Source organism: Salmonella sp. 741265050_HSA (assembly GCF_046569445.1).
GTDB classification, from domain to species: Bacteria; Pseudomonadota; Gammaproteobacteria; order Enterobacterales; family Enterobacteriaceae; genus Salmonella; species Salmonella enterica.
In genome coordinates this window covers 36,562-53,300 of the sequence record NZ_JBKFSV010000012.1, presented here as the reverse complement: position 1 = coordinate 53,300, position 16,739 = coordinate 36,562, and the positions used below count along the sequence as shown (strand labels likewise).

Annotated in this window: 19 protein-coding genes; 12 read left to right on the top strand and 7 right to left on the bottom strand. The window is 49.4% G+C overall.

Annotated elements, in window-relative coordinates:
• Nucleotides 1-248: 248 nt before the first annotated feature.
• Nucleotides 249-1,130 carry an HARLDQ motif MBL-fold protein gene (locus ACLD4F_RS17360; RefSeq protein ID WP_023181616.1) on the bottom strand — a complete coding sequence of 294 codons (882 nt, stop codon included), beginning with the start codon at nt 1,128-1,130 and terminating at the stop codon, nt 249-251.
• A gap of 73 nt (nt 1,131-1,203) precedes the next feature.
• Between ACLD4F_RS17360 and ACLD4F_RS17355 the strand changes: the two genes are divergently transcribed.
• The gene (locus ACLD4F_RS17355; protein WP_001050867.1) at nt 1,204-2,106 is read left to right on the top strand and encodes a LysR family transcriptional regulator; all 903 of its coding nucleotides are present in this window, start codon (nt 1,204-1,206) and stop codon (nt 2,104-2,106) included.
• Nucleotides 2,107-2,155: 49 nt separating this feature from the next.
• On the opposite strand, the gene ACLD4F_RS17350 is transcribed toward ACLD4F_RS17355, so the two are convergent.
• The gene (locus ACLD4F_RS17350; RefSeq protein WP_000621352.1) at nt 2,156-3,019 is read right to left on the bottom strand and encodes a YicC/YloC family endoribonuclease; all 864 of its coding nucleotides are present in this window, start codon (nt 3,017-3,019) and stop codon (nt 2,156-2,158) included.
• A 125-nt stretch (nt 3,020-3,144) separates the two neighbouring features.
• Between ACLD4F_RS17350 and rph the strand changes: the two genes are divergently transcribed.
• Both rph and pyrE read left to right on the top strand, forming a co-directional pair.
• Nucleotides 3,145-3,861 (top strand): ribonuclease PH, encoded by a 717-nt coding sequence (gene rph / locus ACLD4F_RS17345; protein ID WP_001247078.1) that lies wholly within the window; start codon nt 3,145-3,147, stop codon nt 3,859-3,861.
• 78 nt (nt 3,862-3,939) lie between these two features.
• On the top strand, nt 3,940-4,581 hold the full coding sequence (gene pyrE / locus ACLD4F_RS17340; RefSeq protein ID WP_000806167.1) for an orotate phosphoribosyltransferase: 642 nt from the start codon (nt 3,940-3,942) through the stop codon (nt 4,579-4,581).
• Nucleotides 4,582-4,658: 77 nt separating this feature from the next.
• Here pyrE and slmA read toward each other — a convergent pair whose 3' ends face one another.
• From slmA to coaBC, 3 genes are all read right to left on the bottom strand, one after another.
• Complete coding sequence (gene slmA / locus ACLD4F_RS17335) at nt 4,659-5,255, bottom strand: nucleoid occlusion factor SlmA (protein WP_000818607.1); 597 nt, start codon at nt 5,253-5,255, stop codon at nt 4,659-4,661.
• A gap of 107 nt (nt 5,256-5,362) precedes the next feature.
• The gene (dut, locus tag ACLD4F_RS17330) at nt 5,363-5,821 is read right to left on the bottom strand and encodes a dUTP diphosphatase (protein ID WP_000976078.1); all 459 of its coding nucleotides are present in this window, start codon (nt 5,819-5,821) and stop codon (nt 5,363-5,365) included.
• Nucleotides 5,799-7,019 (bottom strand): bifunctional phosphopantothenoylcysteine decarboxylase/phosphopantothenate--cysteine ligase CoaBC, encoded by a 1,221-nt coding sequence (coaBC, locus tag ACLD4F_RS17325; protein ID WP_000050176.1) that lies wholly within the window; start codon nt 7,017-7,019, stop codon nt 5,799-5,801. Before coaBC ends, dut begins: the two co-directional genes overlap by 23 nt.
• A gap of 175 nt (nt 7,020-7,194) precedes the next feature.
• On the opposite strand from coaBC, the gene radC reads away from it, so the two are divergent.
• The 4 genes from radC to mutM all read left to right on the top strand — a co-directional run bounded on the left by radC (nt 7,195) and on the right by mutM (nt 9,409).
• A complete protein-coding gene (radC, locus tag ACLD4F_RS17320; protein WP_000380129.1) occupies nt 7,195-7,860 on the top strand; it encodes a RadC family protein in 666 nt (221 codons plus the stop codon).
• A gap of 217 nt (nt 7,861-8,077) precedes the next feature.
• Nucleotides 8,078-8,314: a 50S ribosomal protein L28 gene (gene rpmB / locus ACLD4F_RS17315; protein ID WP_001519051.1), complete on the top strand. Its 237-nt coding sequence runs from the start codon at nt 8,078-8,080 to the stop codon at nt 8,312-8,314.
• A 20-nt stretch (nt 8,315-8,334) separates the two neighbouring features.
• Entirely contained in the window at nt 8,335-8,502 is a 168-nt protein-coding gene (rpmG, locus tag ACLD4F_RS17310) for a 50S ribosomal protein L33 (protein ID WP_001051798.1), read from the top strand.
• A gap of 97 nt (nt 8,503-8,599) precedes the next feature.
• A complete protein-coding gene (gene mutM, locus ACLD4F_RS17305; RefSeq protein ID WP_001114508.1) occupies nt 8,600-9,409 on the top strand; it encodes a bifunctional DNA-formamidopyrimidine glycosylase/DNA-(apurinic or apyrimidinic site) lyase in 810 nt (269 codons plus the stop codon).
• 27 nt (nt 9,410-9,436) lie between these two features.
• Here mutM and coaD read toward each other — a convergent pair whose 3' ends face one another.
• A complete protein-coding gene (gene coaD / locus ACLD4F_RS17300; RefSeq protein WP_076727425.1) occupies nt 9,437-9,916 on the bottom strand; it encodes a pantetheine-phosphate adenylyltransferase in 480 nt (159 codons plus the stop codon).
• Between the two features lie 8 nt (nt 9,917-9,924).
• The gene (waaA, locus tag ACLD4F_RS17295) at nt 9,925-11,202 is read right to left on the bottom strand and encodes a lipid IV(A) 3-deoxy-D-manno-octulosonic acid transferase (RefSeq protein ID WP_001661391.1); all 1,278 of its coding nucleotides are present in this window, start codon (nt 11,200-11,202) and stop codon (nt 9,925-9,927) included.
• 408 nt (nt 11,203-11,610) lie between these two features.
• Between waaA and rfaQ the strand changes: the two genes are divergently transcribed.
• The 5 genes from rfaQ (at nt 11,611) to waaB (ending at nt 16,735) form a co-directional block, all read left to right on the top strand.
• Complete coding sequence (rfaQ, locus tag ACLD4F_RS17290) at nt 11,611-12,681, top strand: lipopolysaccharide core heptosyltransferase RfaQ (protein ID WP_001522125.1); 1,071 nt, start codon at nt 11,611-11,613, stop codon at nt 12,679-12,681.
• Complete coding sequence (locus ACLD4F_RS17285) at nt 12,678-13,802, top strand: glycosyltransferase family 4 protein (RefSeq protein WP_080095189.1); 1,125 nt, start codon at nt 12,678-12,680, stop codon at nt 13,800-13,802. The genes rfaQ and ACLD4F_RS17285 overlap by 4 nt, the downstream gene beginning before the upstream one ends.
• Complete coding sequence (rfaP, locus tag ACLD4F_RS17280) at nt 13,795-14,592, top strand: lipopolysaccharide core heptose(I) kinase RfaP (RefSeq protein ID WP_076935879.1); 798 nt, start codon at nt 13,795-13,797, stop codon at nt 14,590-14,592. The genes ACLD4F_RS17285 and rfaP overlap by 8 nt, the downstream gene beginning before the upstream one ends.
• A 54-nt stretch (nt 14,593-14,646) precedes the next feature.
• Nucleotides 14,647-15,570 carry a glycosyltransferase family 52 gene (locus tag ACLD4F_RS17275; RefSeq protein WP_001533871.1) on the top strand — a complete coding sequence of 308 codons (924 nt, stop codon included), beginning with the start codon at nt 14,647-14,649 and terminating at the stop codon, nt 15,568-15,570.
• A gap of 85 nt (nt 15,571-15,655) precedes the next feature.
• The gene (waaB, locus tag ACLD4F_RS17270) at nt 15,656-16,735 is read left to right on the top strand and encodes a lipopolysaccharide 1,6-galactosyltransferase (RefSeq protein ID WP_023201726.1); all 1,080 of its coding nucleotides are present in this window, start codon (nt 15,656-15,658) and stop codon (nt 16,733-16,735) included.
• Nucleotides 16,736-16,739: the final 4 nt, after the last annotated feature.

The window sequence follows — 16,739 nt, the reverse complement described above, 5'->3', positions numbered from 1 at the left end:
TTTCCCCCTAATTTACTGGGGGCGAAGATTAACGATTTGTGCGCTGTATCACGATTGAGATTTTCTAAGGCATTACACGATTAATAAATTTTAGTAATGATTTTAAATTTATGATTAATAATTATTTATTATAAATATCAATAAATTGAACATCATTTTTGTGGTTTATTGTATGCGAGGTTTTTCTGTTTTGACTTAGATAATTTAAAAGAACGGCGCCCTGGACGCGCCGCCGGTGAATCATTTCATTATGGCTGCTGTGCGGTAAGTTGTGTGATGAAGCGCTGGCGCGAGCGTTCCACATACTGTTGCAAGCCATTGGAATCAAAGAAAGCCTGTGTATCGCCGTTGCGAAGTTGCTGTCGTTTCTCCAGTAGCCCGAAGCGGTCACCTTTGTTGGCAATAAAGATATCAACATGCTGGGCGGCCAGTGTCTTAAAGCTACTCTGAATATCAGTAACCAGGTCAGGGTAATTTTTGTTGTTAATCAGCAGATAGTCAGGTGTGGCGAGACTATCTGCGTAAATTAGCGTCTTGCCGTTGCGGAGCGTTACGCGCCAGGAAGTTGAGCCGGGTAGATGTCCAGGCGTGAATAGTGCTGTCACGGTTATCCCTCCGAGGCTGATGCTTTCCTGGTTGTGGATAATTTTATCGGTGGTGACGGGCGGAAAGGGGAGCGCATCGCCAAGCGCAAAATCCTGTCGTCCCCCCCTCGCCATCTGATCGGCGTTGGGTTGGCTGGCGACCAATTGTGCGCCGCTCCACGCTTTCAAACGTGCCATGCCCCCCGCTTGATCCAGCCGCGCATGGCTGTTCAACAGATAGCGCACGTCTGTGAGGCGGAATCCTGCCGCTTCAATATTCGCTTTAATTTGCGGTGCACTTTCATCCAACCCCGCATCAATAAGAATATGCCCTGCCGGAGTGGTCAGCAGAATAGAAGAGAGATTTTCCGTGCCGACATACCACACGCCTTCTGTGATTTGAAACGGCTTTATAGGCTTAGCCCACGCTTTAAACAGTGATAACGGAGGCGCGGGTGATAACGGTTGTGAAGGATCTAATGCCGCCATGGCAGGAAGTGCTGATGTTGAAAATATACATACAAAGAATAATGCATAGCGATTCATAATGTTCTCCTGATTGAAGCGCCCGCAGTATACCTGGCAGTAATTTAGCCAGGTTCAATAAGAGAGACGTTTAATGAACTTGCTGCAAATGGATATGAACCTGTTAAAAGTACTGTATGTGCTGCTGGAGACGAGCTCTACGGGGAAAACGGCGCAAAAGCTGGCTTTGTCGCCTTCTGCGGTAAGTCATGCGCTAATGAGATTGCGCGATGCGCTAAACGATCCGTTGTTTCGACGGGAAGGGAACCGCCAGATTGCTACGCCTTATGCGCAGGCGCTGCGTGACAAATTGGCGCCTGTGTTTGTTTCGCTTAATGAGGAGCTGTTTGGCGATAAAGAGAACGGCTCCCGTTGTTTTCGGGTGGTACTTCCTCCCGCATTGAACGCGCTGCTTACGCCCGTTCTCGCAGAGAAAGGTCATCTTCATCAGGCGGTGATCGAGTGCCTTCCTTTTGCCCGCCGACCCTGGCGTGATGAACTGTTGGATAGCTCGGTTGATTTGGTGCTGGCAATTGGCGACCATCAAAAGCAGGTCAGCGCTCTGCATTACGAGCGGGTGGGGACGACGCGTTTGATCGCGGTTTATGGCGCGCCATTGCGTTCACGTCTGGAGAATGCCACAGCGTTGAATTTTGCTGATCTACAGCATTATCAACACATTTACTGTTTGCCGTGGACAAAAGAGAACAACGAACTGGACAGGCAGCAGGCTCGTGCCGGGTTTGAACGTCCGCTGACGTTTGTTTGTCATGATTACAGTCAACTTGCGCCTGCTGTCCAGTCGGCGCCGCTAATGGCGATTGTACCGCGCCCCTGGTATGAAAATTTATCCGATAAGCGCGGTCTTTTTGTCCTGCCGCTTGCCGGGGAGCAGGCGGAAGGCGCTATTTTTATGCAGTATCGGGCTTCGACGGTAGAGTGGAAGCGGCGCCTTATCGACGCTATCCGCCGGAAATTAAAAACGTACTACCGATAAACGCGAGAGCCCGCATAAGGCGGGCTCTGTGACATATTGAGCGCCAGAATTATTCAATATTCTGGATCTGCTCGCGCATTTGCTCGATCAACACTTTTAATTCAATAGCGGAGTTAGTTACATCAGCGTTGATGGATTTGGAGGCCAGGGTGTTCGACTCACGGTTAAATTCTTGCATCATGAAGTCCAGACGGCGACCTACCGCCTCTTTTTTCTTCAGAATGTTGTAAGTCTCTTTGACGTGCGCTTCCAGACGATCCAGCTCTTCCGCCACATCAATGCGCTGCGCCATCATCACCAGCTCTTGCTCCAGACGGTTGTTTTCCAACTGAACCTGAGCATCTTCCAGCTTCGCGACCAGGCGTTCACGCTGCCATTGCAGGATTTCCGGCATATGCGCGCGGACTTTCGCTACTTCGGCGCTGACGCCTTCCAGACGTTGTTCAATCAGCGCTTTCAGCGCCTGGCCTTCCGTTTCGCGCGCGACGATAAAGTCATCCAGCGTACCGTCCAGTGCGGCTAAAATTTCTGCGGCAATCGCGTCCAGATCCTGCTCTTGCGCCGCCATGACACCTGGCCAGCGCAAAATATCAACCGGATTGATTTCCCCTTCGTCGCTCTGCATTTTGACCCAGTTTGCGGCGCTAACTAATTGTTTCGCGAGCTTTTCATTCAGAATAAGCTCGCCTTGCGCGCTGGCATCGGGTTCAAAACGCAGCATACATTCGACTTTGCCGCGCGTCAGGCGTGTACGAATGCGTTCGCGCACGACGGGTTCAAGACTACGGAACTGTTCCGGCAGACGAAAGTAAGTTTCCAGATAACGCTGGTTTACCGAGCGCATTTCCCAGGTCGCGCTACCCCATTCACCCTTGATTTCACGCCGGGCGTAGGCGGTCATACTGCGGATCATAGATGTTCCCGTTTTTAAAGGAGAGATGAGGGGATTATAGCTATCCAGGCCTTGTCAGGATAGGAATAACCATCGGAAGTCCGTATAATGCGCAGCCACATTCGTTTTAAGCCGGAGATCTCAATATGCGTCCAGCAGGCCGTAGCGCTAATCAGGTGCGTCCCGTAACCCTGACCCGTAACTATACAAAACACGCTGAAGGCTCGGTACTGGTCGAATTTGGAGATACCAAAGTGTTGTGCACCGCCTCCATTGAAGAAGGCGTCCCACGTTTTCTGAAAGGACAAGGCCAGGGGTGGATCACCGCAGAGTATGGCATGTTGCCTCGCGCTACCCATACCCGTAACGCGCGTGAAGCGGCAAAGGGTAAGCAGGGCGGCCGTACTATGGAAATTCAGCGTTTGATCGCGCGTGCGCTGCGTGCGGCGGTCGATCTGAAAACGCTCGGCGAATTTACCATTACGCTGGACTGCGATGTAATCCAGGCCGATGGCGGTACGCGTACAGCGTCTATTACCGGCGCCTGCGTGGCGTTGGCGGATGCGCTGAATAAATTGGTTGCCAACGGTAAGCTGAAAACCAACCCGATGAAAGGCATGGTGGCGGCGGTTTCCGTAGGCATCGTTAACGGCGAAGCGATCTGTGATCTGGAATATGTTGAAGATTCCGCCGCAGAAACCGACATGAACGTCGTGATGACTGAAGACGGCCGCATTATTGAAGTACAGGGTACCGCGGAAGGCGAGCCGTTCAGCCATGAAGAACTTCTCACTTTGTTGGCGCTGGCCCGAGGGGGAATTGAATCCATTGTGGCGACGCAGAAGGCGGCGTTAGAAAATTGATTTTAAGGCGACTGAAAAGTCGCCTTTTTTTTGTCCGTAAATTTCGTAAATGATGAAAGTAAGAAAAGGAGCGAATCCATGAAACCGTATCAGCGCCAGTTTATTGAGTTTGCGCTTAACAAGCAGGTACTAAAGTTTGGCGAGTTTACGCTGAAATCCGGGCGCAAAAGCCCCTATTTCTTCAACGCCGGGCTGTTTAATACCGGGCGCGACCTGGCGTTGTTAGGCCGTTTTTATGCCGAAGCGCTGGTGGATTCCGGTATTGAATTTGATCTGCTGTTTGGCCCCGCGTACAAAGGTATTCCGATCGCGACGACGACGGCGGTTGCGCTGGCGGAACATCACGATAAAGACCTGCCGTACTGCTTTAACCGCAAAGAGGCAAAAGATCATGGCGAAGGCGGGAGTCTGGTGGGCAGCGCGCTACAGGGCCGCGTGATGCTGGTGGATGACGTGATTACCGCAGGTACGGCGATTCGCGAGTCGATGGAGATTATTCAGGCGCACGGGGCTACGCTGGCTGGCGTACTGATTTCGCTGGATCGTCAGGAACGTGGCCGCGGCGAGATTTCCGCGATTCAGGAAGTGGAGCGCGACTATGGTTGTAAGGTTATCTCCATCATTACGCTGAAAGACCTGATTGCCTATCTGGAAGAAAAACCTGATATGGCTGAGCATCTGGCGGCTGTGCGAGCATACCGGGAAGAATTTGGCGTGTAAGCGAATTGCCCGGTGGCGCTTTACCGGGCTTATGTTTCTGTCGCCTGGATAAGGCGTGAGCCACTATCCAGTCAGCGTTACTGTAGCTGAGCGGCAATGAGCGGCCAGCGGGCGTCGAAATCGTCCGTTGGGCGGTATTTAAATTCGCTACGCACGAACCGTGAAAGCATACCTTCACAGAAGGCTAATAGCTGGCTTGCCAGCAGATTTTCATCCGTCGTGTAGCCTTCGCCTTCACGCATTCTTTTTTCTCGTAGCACCTGGCGGAGCTGCGCTTCGATGCGTTCAAAAAGCTGATTAATGCGCCCCTGCAGGCGATCCTGTTCAAACATCAGCGCGTGCCCGGTAAGAATGCGCGTCAGGCCAGGGTTGCGTTCGCCAAAACCCAGAATCAGCAACACAATCAGGCGCAAACGCGTGCTGGTGTTTTTTTCATCTTTTAAAATCAGATTGATACGGGTAATCAGACTATCTTCGATAAACTCAATCAGGCTATCGAACATGCGGGTCTTGCTGGGAAAATGGCGGTATAGCGCCGCTTCGGAAACGCCGACCGAGGCCGCCAGTTTTGCCGTCGTGATGCGTTGGCTTCCATCGCTGGATTCAAGCATCAGCGCCAGTGACTGAAGTATTTCTTCGCGACGATTCCTTTTCGCAGTTTGTTTTTCTGCCATGTTACAAAATACCCCTGAAAATAAGCACTTGCCAGGCGAGCACCCACGCTATAACCGCAAACTCAGCGCTTGCGGCAGTATTATGACGTTATGGGGATGCGTAAAATTTACTTACGGCCAGAATGACCGAAGCCGCCCTCGCCACGTTCGGTGGCGTCAAATGCTTCCACCAGATTAAATTCGGCCTGAACGACCGGAACAAACACCATTTGCGCGATACGTTCGCCCGGTTCAATGGTAAAACTGTCCTGACCACGGTTCCAGATCGAAACCATCAGTTGCCCCTGATAATCGGAATCAATCAGCCCGACCAGGTTGCCCAGCACGATACCATGTTTATGGCCCAGGCCAGAACGCGGCAACATGACTGCCGCCAGTGATGGATCGGCGATATGAATGGCCAATCCGGTAGGCACCAACGTCGTTGCGCCAGGCGCCAGTTCTACGGCGTCGTCGAGACAGGCGCGCAGGTCAAGCCCGGCAGAACCAGAAGTAGCATAAGTCGGCAGCGGAAACTGCTGACCAACACGCGGGTCCAGAATCTTAACGTCGATTTTTTTCATCATAACGGGTCACGATCTCGTCGAGTAATAATTGGCCCAGGAGTTCTTTCCGCTCAAGCGGTAAGACTTTATCTCCATCCTGCCAGAAAAGGTGTAAAGCGTTTTTATCGCTATTAAATCCCTGATTTGAAAGAGAAACATCATTTGCACAAATCAGGTCAAGGTTCTTGCGGATACGTTTTTGCCGGGCGTATTCTTCCACATTATTCGTTTCCGCGGCAAACCCAACAACGTAGGGGCGATTGTCACTGAGTGCGGCCACCCCGGCGACAATGTCCGGGTTTTTGACCATTTTTATTAGTAATTCATCACCTTGCGCCGCCTGTTTTTTGATTTTTTCACTGGCGATAGTCTCTGCGCGATAGTCAGCCACAGCGGCGCAGCTAATGAAAATGTGCTGCTGTTGAACGGCGGCCTGAACAGCGGCTTCCATGTCCAGCGCGGTTATGACATCAACCCGTTTTACAAAAGGCGGCGTTGGTAACGAAACGGGACCGGAGACCAGCGTGACATTTGCGCCGCGACGCGCTGCGGCCGCCGCAATAGCGAAGCCCATTTTACCTGAGCTGTGGTTGGAAATATAACGCACCGGGTCGAGCGGTTCGCGCGTCGGACCTGCCGTAATCATGATATTAAGATGTCGCAGATCGTTGACGGCGGCGAAATGCGCGGCGGCCTTATCAACGATAACTAATGGGTCCAGCATTCGGCCTGGGCCTACATCGCCGCACGCCTGACTGCCGCTATCCGGCCCCCAAATGAACAGGCCGCGAGAGGCGAGCACCTCCAGATTATGTTGCGTGGCGGCAGCGCGGTACATCTGTTGGTTCATGGCCGGAAGAACGGCCACCGGGGCTGGCGTCGCCAGGCAGATGGTGGAGACTAAATCATTAGCCATACCCGATGCTACACGGGCGATCAGATCGGCGGTCGCGGGAGCAAGAATCACCAGGTCGGCCCATTTCCCCAACTCGATATGCCCCATCGCGGCTTCGGCGGCAGGGTCAAGCAGACTGTCGGATACGGGATAGCCCGACACTGCCTGTAAGCTCAGGGGGGTAATAAAGGCTTTTGCCGCCTCGGTCATTGCCACGCGCACGTCAGCGCCGCGCTCACGTAAACGGCGCACCAGCTCCGGCGTTTTATACGCAGCGATACCGCCGCTAACGCCGAGAACAATTTTTTTACCGGCCAGGCTCATCATGTCTTTCCTGTTGGGTGACTTTGAAAGGCGGCTATTTTATCACAATCTCTACGGCGTCGTGTCTTTGCCTGCGCTCCACTTTGCGAGGCGCTACGCAAGAACAAAATCGGGGCGTCGATCTCTCCCAAAGGCTGTGCCACTATGCCGCTTCCTTAAAAAAGGAGGTGCGCGTATGGATACGTTGGACGAGTTATTACCGCGTGAAAAAATGCTCAGATCCGGCATTGCTTCCCTCAGCGACGTGGAACTGCTGGCGCTTTTTTTACGTACCGGCACGCCGGGAAAAGATGTTATGACGTTGGCAAAAGAGATATTGCAGCACTTTGGGTCGCTGTATGGCCTGTTGTCGGCGGACTTTGCGCAGTTTCGCGGCGTAAACGGCATCGGCCTGGCGAAATTCGCGCAGTTGAAAGGCATTGCTGAGCTGGCAAGGCGCTATTACAGCGTGCGCATGAATGAGGAAAGTGCGTTGCTGAGTCCGGAAATGACGCGGGAATTTCTGCAAAGCCAACTGACGGGCGAAGAGCGTGAGATCTTTCTGGTGATCTTCCTCGATGCCCAGCACCGGGTGCTTCAGCACAGCCGCCTGTTTTCCGGCACGCTTAACCACGTAGAGGTGCATCCGCGTGAGATTGTTCGGGAAGCGATTAAACTCAATGCTTCAGCGGTCATTCTGGCGCATAACCACCCTTCAGGCTGCGCAGAGCCAAGTAAAGCAGATAAACTTATCACTGAGCGCGTGATAAAGTGTTGCCAGTTTATGGATATCCGGGTGCTCGATCACCTGATAATTGGGCGCGGAGAGTACGTTTCTTTTGCCGAACGCGGCTGGATTTAAGATTCTTTGCGCGATCCATCGGGATCTTTGTCTGTTCGGGACTTGAGCATATCGCCGGGTCAGCGTATACTACGCCACCTTTGAGAATCTCGGGTTTGGCATTTGGGCCTGGCAATCGAGAGTTCAATAGAACTGCGCGATGACCAGGCTGTAAAGCCTGACGAGGCGCCGATACCCCATACGAAGCTCGAGCTAATTTGATTTTTGGAGAATAGACATGTCCCGAGTCTGCCAAGTTACTGGCAAGCGTCCGGTGACCGGTAACAACCGTTCCCACGCACTGAACGCGACTAAACGCCGTTTCCTGCCTAACCTGCACTCTCACCGTTTCTGGGTTGAGAGCGAGAAGCGTTTTGTCACCCTGCGTGTATCTGCTAAAGGTATGCGTATCATCGATAAAAAAGGCATCGAAACAGTTCTGTCTGAACTGCGTGCCCGTGGCGAAAAGTACTAAGTACTAAGAGGAAATAAATCATGGCTAAAGGTATTCGTGAGAAAATCAAGCTGGTTTCTTCTGCTGGTACTGGTCACTTCTATACCACTACGAAGAACAAACGTACTAAACCGGAAAAACTGGAACTGAAAAAATTCGATCCAGTTGTCCGTCAGCACGTGATCTACAAAGAAGCGAAAATCAAATAATTCTCGCTTTGATGTAACAAAAACCTCGCTTCGGCGGGGTTTTTTGTTTTCTGGCCGTCCCCATATTAATGAGACCTGCCACACAGCCGGAGACGTTATGCCTGAATTACCCGAAGTTGAAACCAGCCGCCGGGGTATTGAACCCCATTTAGTTGGCGCTACTATCCTGCACGCCCATATCCGTAACGGCCGTCTGCGCTGGCCGGTTTCAGACGAAATTTATCGTCTGAGCGATACACCTGTCCTTAGCGTTCAGCGTCGTGCTAAATATCTACTGCTGGAGTTGCCTGACGGCTGGATAATTATTCACCTGGGGATGTCGGGAAGCTTGCGGATACTGCCGGAAGCGCTGCCGGCGGAAAAACACGACCATGTCGATTTGGTGATGAGCAATGGCAAAATTCTACGTTATACCGATCCTCGCCGCTTTGGCGCCTGGTTATGGACCAAAGAGCTGGAAGGGCATAACGTACTGGCGCATCTGGGACCGGAGCCGCTAAGCGATGAGTTTAATGGCGAATATTTGCAGCAGAAATGCGCGAAGAAGAAGACGGCGATTAAACCCTGGCTGATGGATAACAAGCTGGTGGTCGGCGTGGGGAATATCTACGCCAGCGAGTCGCTGTTTGCCGCTGGTATTCACCCTGACCGCCTGGCGTCGTCACTCTCGACAGAGGAGTGCGACCTGCTGGCGCGGGTGATTAAAGCCGTTTTGCTGCGCTCTATTGAACAAGGCGGGACAACGCTGAAGGATTTTCTGCAAAGCGATGGGAAACCGGGCTATTTTGCGCAGGAGTTGCAGGTGTACGGGCGCAAAGGCGAGCCGTGTCGGGTATGCGGTACGCCGATAGTCGCAACGAAACACGCACAGCGTGCGACGTTCTATTGCCGTCACTGTCAGAAGTAAAACGCCAGGCCCGGCAAGGAAGGAAACTTATTTCAACTTATCCATTAGCGCCTGATGCACATTGTCCGGCAGAAAGTGGGTCACATCGCCCTGATGGCGTGCCACTTCTTTGACCAGCGACGATGAAATAAACGACCACTCTTTGGACGGCATCAGGAAAACGCTTTCCAGTTGCGGCATCAGATGGCGATTCATATGCGCCAACTGCATTTCATATTCAAAATCCGCCACCGCGCGCAGACCACGAATCAGGATATTCGCCCGTCTGTCGCGGGCGAAATTGGCCATCAGGTCGCTAAAGCCCACCACCTCTACGTTACCCAAGTGTGCGGTCGCTTTTTGCGCCAGCGCCACACGTTCGTCCAGGGTGAACATGGGTTTCTTGCCGGGGCTGGCGGCGATGGCCAGAATGACATGGTCGAACATCTGCGTTGCGCGCGTCACAATATCGAGATGACCGTTAGTAATCGGATCAAACGTGCCTGGATAAATCGCCCGTTTTTGCATGACAGTCCTCAATGCGTTTTCGGTGGCAGATAAGGTTCCAGCAGTTGCAGCAGACGCTGGAGCGCGCCCTGATTTTGATACAGCACTTCAACTGCGTGACGTCCGTAGAAATTACGATAATCAGCGTCGGTCAGTAAAGAGGAAACTTCTTTTGCCAGCGTAGCCGCATCGGTAATCGTGATAAGCCCGCTTGCCTGCTCCAGACGGGCGCAAATATCTTTAAAGTTAAAGGTATGCGGCCCCATCAGTACCGGAATCGCATGAGCGGCGGCCTCCAGCGGGTTGTGACCGCCGCGTTCAACCAGCGAACCACCAACAAAGGCGAGATCGGCAATGCCATAGAGCAACATTAATTCGCCCATGGTATCGCCTACCACGACCTGGGTGCTGGCGGACGGCACTTCGCCCGAAGAGCGAGTGATGTAGCTTAACCCTGCCTGACGCACAAGATTGATAGCATCCGGGAAACGCTCCGGATGGCGGGGCACCAGAATCAGTAATAAATTCGGGAATTGATGTAATAACGCCTGGTGAGCGGCGATAACGATACTCTCTTCGCCATCGTGGGTGCTGGTGGCAATCCAGACCGGACGGTGCGGCGCCCACTGGCGGCGTAGCGTAACGGCTTTAGCCGCCAACTGCGGCGTAACTGAAATATCAAATTTCAGACTGCCGGTGACCGTGACCTGATTGTTCTTCGCGCCCAATGCCACAAAGCGTTCGCCATCTTCTTCGTTTTGCGCGGCAATCAGGGTGATACGGCGCAGGAGCGTACGGACAAACTTGCCAAGCTTCGCATAACCCGCGGCGGAGCGGGCGGAAAGCCGTGCATTAGCGATAACCAGCGGAATATGACGTTTGTGCAGCGCAGCAATCAGATTTGGCCAGAGCTCAGTCTCCATGATCAATACCAGCTTAGGATCAATCTCATTGAGGAAACGATTGAGCGCATCGGGCAAATCATAAGGCAAGTAAACGTGCTGAACATCGTTGCCAAAGGCGGACTGGACGCGCTCCGAGCCGGTCGGCGTCATGGTCGTTACGGTAATAGGCAGATCGGGATAGCGATGACGTAGAGCGCGGACCAATGGGATGGCCGCCAGAGTTTCGCCCACCGAGACGGAATGCAGCATGATTCCGCCCGGTTTCAACGGACGGCGGTAGAATCCGTAGCGTTCACCCCAACGTTTACGATAGGCCGGCGCTTTACGTCCACGCACCCAAAGCCGTATCCAGATCAGAGGCTGAATAAGGTAGAGAAGAGCGGTGTAAAGCAATTCGAGCATAGTAAATAGCTGACTTATGGATGTGCTGGGGATTCTATGTATTTAGCCTGGGCTTTACCATTACTTTTCCCATTTTTGCGCCAAATTGGCTCAGAAGCGAGGATTCCAGGCGCTGAACCCCATTATTTTTGCATTTTTACGCAATCCATTGAAATTTGCCGCCCTTGTCGCCCCGGACAATGGGAATGACCATTCACAAGAGAGGGATAAATTAATATCTCTTTGAATTTATGATTAAAAAAATGATTGTGTATAAAAATTATTCGTATCGGATTGCTGCGAAAGAAGTGTTACACTAGCGCATCTAAAATGAGTGCGGTATTAGCCATCGGGTTGCTGTGAAGCCTGGGGCGGTAGCGTGCTTTTTTCTGCTTATTTATCCGGACAATTTCAACCAAAGAGTCGCTTGTGGAAAAGCCATTTCGAAGAATTCTGATTATAAAAATGCGTTTTCATGGAGACATGTTACTTACCACTCCTGTCATCAGCACGCTGAAGCAGAATTATCCCGATGCAAAAATCGATGTGCTTCTTTACCAGAACACCATACCGATATTGTCGGAAAATCCGGAGATTAATGCACTCTACGGCATCAGTAACAAAGGCGCAGGAACAAAAGAGAAGATCAAAAACGCGCTATCGCTAATCAAAAAATTGCGTGCTAACTCGTATGATCTGGTCGTCAATCTCACCGATCAGTGGAGCGTGGCGCTTATTGTGCGTTTTTTAAACGCAAAAATAAAAATCTCGCAGGATTTCGGTAATCGCCAGTCTGCTTTATGGAAAAAGAGCTTTACGCATTTAGTACCTTATGCGGGAGAACATGCTGTTGAGCGCACATTATCCGCGTTAAAGCCGTTAGCGCTAAAACAGTATGTCACGGAAACCACCATGAGCTATCGCCCGGAACATTGGGAAAACATGCGACAACAGCTCAAACAACTTGGTGTGACCCGACAATATGTTGTTATTCAGCCTACGGCACGGCAGCTATTTAAGTGCTGGGATAATGATAAATTCTCGCAGGTTATTGATGCCGTGCAGCGCCGCGGTTATCAAGTTGTACTGACGTCAGGCCCGGCCGCAGACGAGATGGCCTGCGTGGATGCTATTGCACGCGGCTGTGAGACAAAACCGGTTACTGGTCTGGCGGGTAAAACTCGCTTTCCTGAATTGGGCGCGTTGATTGACCATGCGGATCTCTTTATCGGCGTTGATTCGGCCCCTGGGCATATTGCCGCAGCAGTCAAAACGCCGGTCATTTGCCTTTTCGGCGCGACGGATCATGTGTTCTGGCGTCCCTGGACCGACGACATCATTCAGTTTTGGGCAGGAAATTATCAGCCGATGCCTGAACGGCATGAGCTTGATCGCAATAAAAAATACCTTTCCGTGATTCCGGCTGAAGATGTTATCGCCGCGACGGAAAAAATGCTGCCGCATGAGGCACGCCCCATAGATTTGGACAGCCTGCTATGAGAGTTGCCTTTTGCTTATATAAATATTTTCCTTTTGGCGGTCTGCAGCGTGATTTTATGCGCATTGCCCAAACCGTGGCGGCGCGAGGGCATCAGGTTCGTGTTTATACTCAGTCATGGGAAGGGGAATGCCCGGATAACTTTGAATTAATCCGCGTGCCGGTTAAATCCCGGACGAACCACGGTCGTAACGCAGAATATTATGCCTGGGTGCAACACCATTTGCGCGACCACCCTGTCGATCGGGTGGTTGGATTCAATAAGATGCCGGGCCTTGATGTGTATTACGCCGCAGACGTGTGTTACGCCGAAAAAGTCGCACAGGAAAAAGGTTTTTTCTATCGCCTGACATCACGCTATCGGCATTATGCTGCTTTTGAACGCGTCACGTTTGAACACGGCAAGCCGACGCAACTATTAATGCTGACGAATAAACAGATTGCTGACTTCCAAAAACATTATCAGACTGAAGCGGAGCGTTTCCATATTCTTCCTCCGGGGATTTACCCGGACAGAAAATATAGCCAACAGATCCCGAACAGTCGTCAAATTTATCGTCAGAAAAATGGTATCTCAGAACAGCAAAAATTACTGTTACAAGTAGGGTCTGACTTTACCCGTAAAGGTGTGGATCGCTCTATTGAAGCGCTGGCATCGCTACCCGAATCTTTACGGCAAAATACGGTGCTCTATGTTGTCGGGCAGGATAAGCCGAAGAAGTTTGCAGCACTGGCTGAAAGAAGCGGCGTCGGCACGAATGTGCATTTTTTCTCCGGACGTAATGATATCGCGGAGTTAATGGCGGCAGCCGACCTTTTACTGCATCCAGCCTATCAGGAAGCTGCTGGTATTGTTTTGCTGGAAGCCATTACTGCTGGTTTGCCGGTGCTGACAACCGCGGTGTGCGGTTATGCACATTATATTGTGGATGCAAACTGTGGCGAAGCGATGACTGAACCATTCCGCCAGGATGCGCTAAATGAGGTTTTACTCAAAGCGCTGACACAGCCTTCCTTACGCAACGCCTGGGCTGAAAATGCGCGGTATTATGCTGATACCCAGGATTTATACAGCTTACCGGAGAAGGCCGCGGATATTATTACAGGTGATTTAGATGGTTGAGCTGAAAGCGCCGTTAACCACACTATGGCGCGGTAAAGATGCTTTTGAGGAAGTAAAAACGTTACAGGGCGAAGTGTTCAGAGAGCTGGAGACGCGTCGAACATTGCGGTTTGAGCTGGACGGTAAAAGCTACTTCCTGAAGTGGCATAAAGGCACTTCGCTGAAAGAAATTGTGAAGAACCTGATTTCGTTACGTATGCCTGTTCTGGGCGCTGACAGAGAATGGCACGCCATTCATCGTCTACATGAGCTGGGCGTTGATACGATGCACGGTGTTGGTTTTGGTGAAAAAGGCGTAAACCCGCTAACCAGAACATCATTTATTATCACCGAAGATTTAACGCCCACCATTAGCCTTGAAGACTACTGTGCTGACTGGGCTGTTAATCCACCGGACGCGCAGGTGAAGTGGATGATCATTAAGCGTGTTGCGACTATGGTACGTAAAATGCACGCCGGGGGAATTAACCATCGCGACTGTTATATTTGCCACTTTCTTCTGCATTTACCTTTCACTGGTCGCGAAGAGGATTTAAAAATCTCCGTAATCGACCTGCATCGCGCGCAGATACGTCAGCACGTTCCCCTTCGCTGGCGTGACAAAGATTTAATTGGGCTTTATTTTTCTTCAATGAATATTGGCCTGACTCAGCGAGATATATTCCGGTTTATGCGTGAGTATTTCTCACTCCCCCTGCGAGAGATTTTACAAAAAGAATCGGGGTTGATTCACCTGGCGGATGTTAAAGCCGCTCGAATCAAAGAAAGAACAATAAGAAAAAATCTTTAATATAAAAATTATATTTTTAAATAGCTTAGAGGCTATATGTTTCTATTCATATGCATGACTAATTTGCAATTATTGATTGCACGGTCAATTATAGAAAAAGAGCGGTTGAAAAAAGTTGATGTTTTATTTATCGGCGATGTAGATAACGTAAAAAATCAGTACTATTTAAAAAAAATTCAGCCGTTATGTCGGCACTCAGAGATCGTCCCGCAGGTAGCAAAATTTTCGACATTTAAAACGATTCAAAGAACACGGTATGCTAAAAAAATCATGGAAAAGTATGCCAGAGAATATCATACCGTTTTCTTCGCGAATTTTCATGTCCCGCTTATACACCATATTTTATCTTGTATCACTTTTTCTGAAATAAAAACCTTTGATGATGGTACAAATAATATCAATCAGAAAAGTATAATGTATGAAAATAAGAATATAAACGCCACATCGAAGTTAATACGAAAGCTGATGGGGCGTAAATATCATAAAGATGAAATATTAAAGTTAGACGCAAAACATTATACTCTATTTCCTAATAGAACCAACATAATTGAAAAGACCGAAGGAATTATATTGGTACACCATAACGGTCTTCCTGATACGAATAATGGCTTTAAAAAAGTATTATTGGGAACTGTATATACTGATGCGTTAAAAAATAAAGAAGATGAGTGTGTTTTTCTTCAGCATCTTCAGCGGTTTATTAAAAAAGAAGCGGTCGATATATATATTCCTCACCCTCGATATGACTCTCATCAGTTTAATGGTGTATTGAATGTTAACTCTGAAATGATAGCCGAGGACATTATTTTAGAATATCTGGAGCAAGGGATATCATTAGAGATATATGGGTTTAATAGCACAGTTCAGTATAACCTAAATAATATCTCAACTATCAAAAACTATAAAATAACCAGCCCTTTTCTAAAAGATAGCTTTAATCATGGACTGGGGTTCGATTTTAATCAGGTCTCAGTATAAATATAGTGTTGATTGGGTTTGTTCTTACAGAATTTTAAAAGTGAAGGAAGCCGAATAACATGAGTGTCAGCAAATGGTGACTTCATTGAAAATAGCATTTATAGGCGAAGCGGTATCTGGTTTTGGAGGGATGGAAACCGTTATTAGCAACGTTATCCATACGTTTGAAAATAGCTCTCCGAAGATCAACTGTGAAATGTTTTTCTTTTGTCGTAATGACAAAATGGATAAAGCATGGCTAAAAGAGATTAAATATGCGCAATCATTCTCAAATATAAAATTAAGTTTTCTTCGTCGAGCTAAGCATGTTTATAATTTTAGTCAGTGGCTGAAAGAAACGTCACCGGATATTGTGATATGTATTGATGTCATCTCATGTCTTTATGCCAATAAAGCACGAAAGAAAAGTGGTAAACATTTTACTATTTTCTCGTGGCCGCATTTTTCGCTCGACCATAAAAAACATGCAGAATGTATAACGTACGCGGATTATCATCTGGCCATCAGTAGTGGTATTAAAGAACAGATGATGGCACGGGGTATCTCAGCGCAAGATATTAGCGTCGTTTATAATCCTGTCTCTATTAAAACAATCATTGTGCCGCCGCCTGAGCGCGATAAACCCGCTGTATTTCTCTATGTAGGGCGTCTTAAATTTGAAGGGCAGAAAAGAGTTAAAGATCTATTTGATGGCTTAGCTCGTACGACAGGGGAATGGCAGCTACATATTATTGGTGATGGCTCAGATTTTGAAAAGTGCCAGGCCTATAGTCGGGAGCTTGGTATTGAGCAGCGTGTGATCTGGTATGGTTGGCAAAGCGAGCCGTGGCAAGTCGTACAGCAAAAAATAAAAAATGTCACCGCGTTACTACTTACCTCTGCATTTGAGGGATTTCCTATGACCCTGCTGGAAGCAATGTCATATGGAATTCCGTGTATTAGTTCTGATTGTATGTCTGGTCCGCGCGATATGATTAAACCCGGTTTGAATGGTGAGCTTTACACCCCGGGGGCTATAGATGATTTTGTAGGACACCTTAATCGTGTTATTTCTGGTGAAGTAAAATATCAGCATGATATTATTCCCGGCACGATTGAGAGATTTTACGATGTGCTATATTTTAAAAATTTTAATAATGCGATATTCTCGAAATTACAAAAGTGATCAC

What these genes read in the sequence shown, in the direction of transcription:
- ACLD4F_RS17360 (WP_023181616.1), bottom strand. Translation starts at nt 1,130, where the DNA reads ATGAATCGCTATGCATTATTCTTTGTATGTATATTTTCAACATCAGCA.
- ACLD4F_RS17355 (WP_001050867.1), top strand. Translation starts at nt 1,204, where the DNA reads ATGAACTTGCTGCAAATGGATATGAACCTGTTAAAAGTACTGTATGTG.
- ACLD4F_RS17350 (WP_000621352.1), bottom strand. Translation starts at nt 3,019, where the DNA reads ATGATCCGCAGTATGACCGCCTACGCCCGGCGTGAAATCAAGGGTGAA.
- rph (WP_001247078.1), top strand. Translation starts at nt 3,145, where the DNA reads ATGCGTCCAGCAGGCCGTAGCGCTAATCAGGTGCGTCCCGTAACCCTG.
- pyrE (WP_000806167.1), top strand. Translation starts at nt 3,940, where the DNA reads ATGAAACCGTATCAGCGCCAGTTTATTGAGTTTGCGCTTAACAAGCAG.
- slmA (WP_000818607.1), bottom strand. Translation starts at nt 5,255, where the DNA reads ATGGCAGAAAAACAAACTGCGAAAAGGAATCGTCGCGAAGAAATACTT.
- dut (WP_000976078.1), bottom strand. Translation starts at nt 5,821, where the DNA reads ATGATGAAAAAAATCGACGTTAAGATTCTGGACCCGCGTGTTGGTCAG.
- coaBC (WP_000050176.1), bottom strand. Translation starts at nt 7,019, where the DNA reads ATGAGCCTGGCCGGTAAAAAAATTGTTCTCGGCGTTAGCGGCGGTATC.
- radC (WP_000380129.1), top strand. Translation starts at nt 7,195, where the DNA reads ATGGATACGTTGGACGAGTTATTACCGCGTGAAAAAATGCTCAGATCC.
- rpmB (WP_001519051.1), top strand. Translation starts at nt 8,078, where the DNA reads ATGTCCCGAGTCTGCCAAGTTACTGGCAAGCGTCCGGTGACCGGTAAC.
- rpmG (WP_001051798.1), top strand. Translation starts at nt 8,335, where the DNA reads ATGGCTAAAGGTATTCGTGAGAAAATCAAGCTGGTTTCTTCTGCTGGT.
- mutM (WP_001114508.1), top strand. Translation starts at nt 8,600, where the DNA reads ATGCCTGAATTACCCGAAGTTGAAACCAGCCGCCGGGGTATTGAACCC.
- coaD (WP_076727425.1), bottom strand. Translation starts at nt 9,916, where the DNA reads ATGCAAAAACGGGCGATTTATCCAGGCACGTTTGATCCGATTACTAAC.
- waaA (WP_001661391.1), bottom strand. Translation starts at nt 11,202, where the DNA reads ATGCTCGAATTGCTTTACACCGCTCTTCTCTACCTTATTCAGCCTCTG.
- ACLD4F_RS17285 (WP_080095189.1), top strand. Translation starts at nt 12,678, where the DNA reads ATGAGAGTTGCCTTTTGCTTATATAAATATTTTCCTTTTGGCGGTCTG.
- rfaP (WP_076935879.1), top strand. Translation starts at nt 13,795, where the DNA reads ATGGTTGAGCTGAAAGCGCCGTTAACCACACTATGGCGCGGTAAAGAT.
- ACLD4F_RS17275 (WP_001533871.1), top strand. Translation starts at nt 14,647, where the DNA reads ATGACTAATTTGCAATTATTGATTGCACGGTCAATTATAGAAAAAGAG.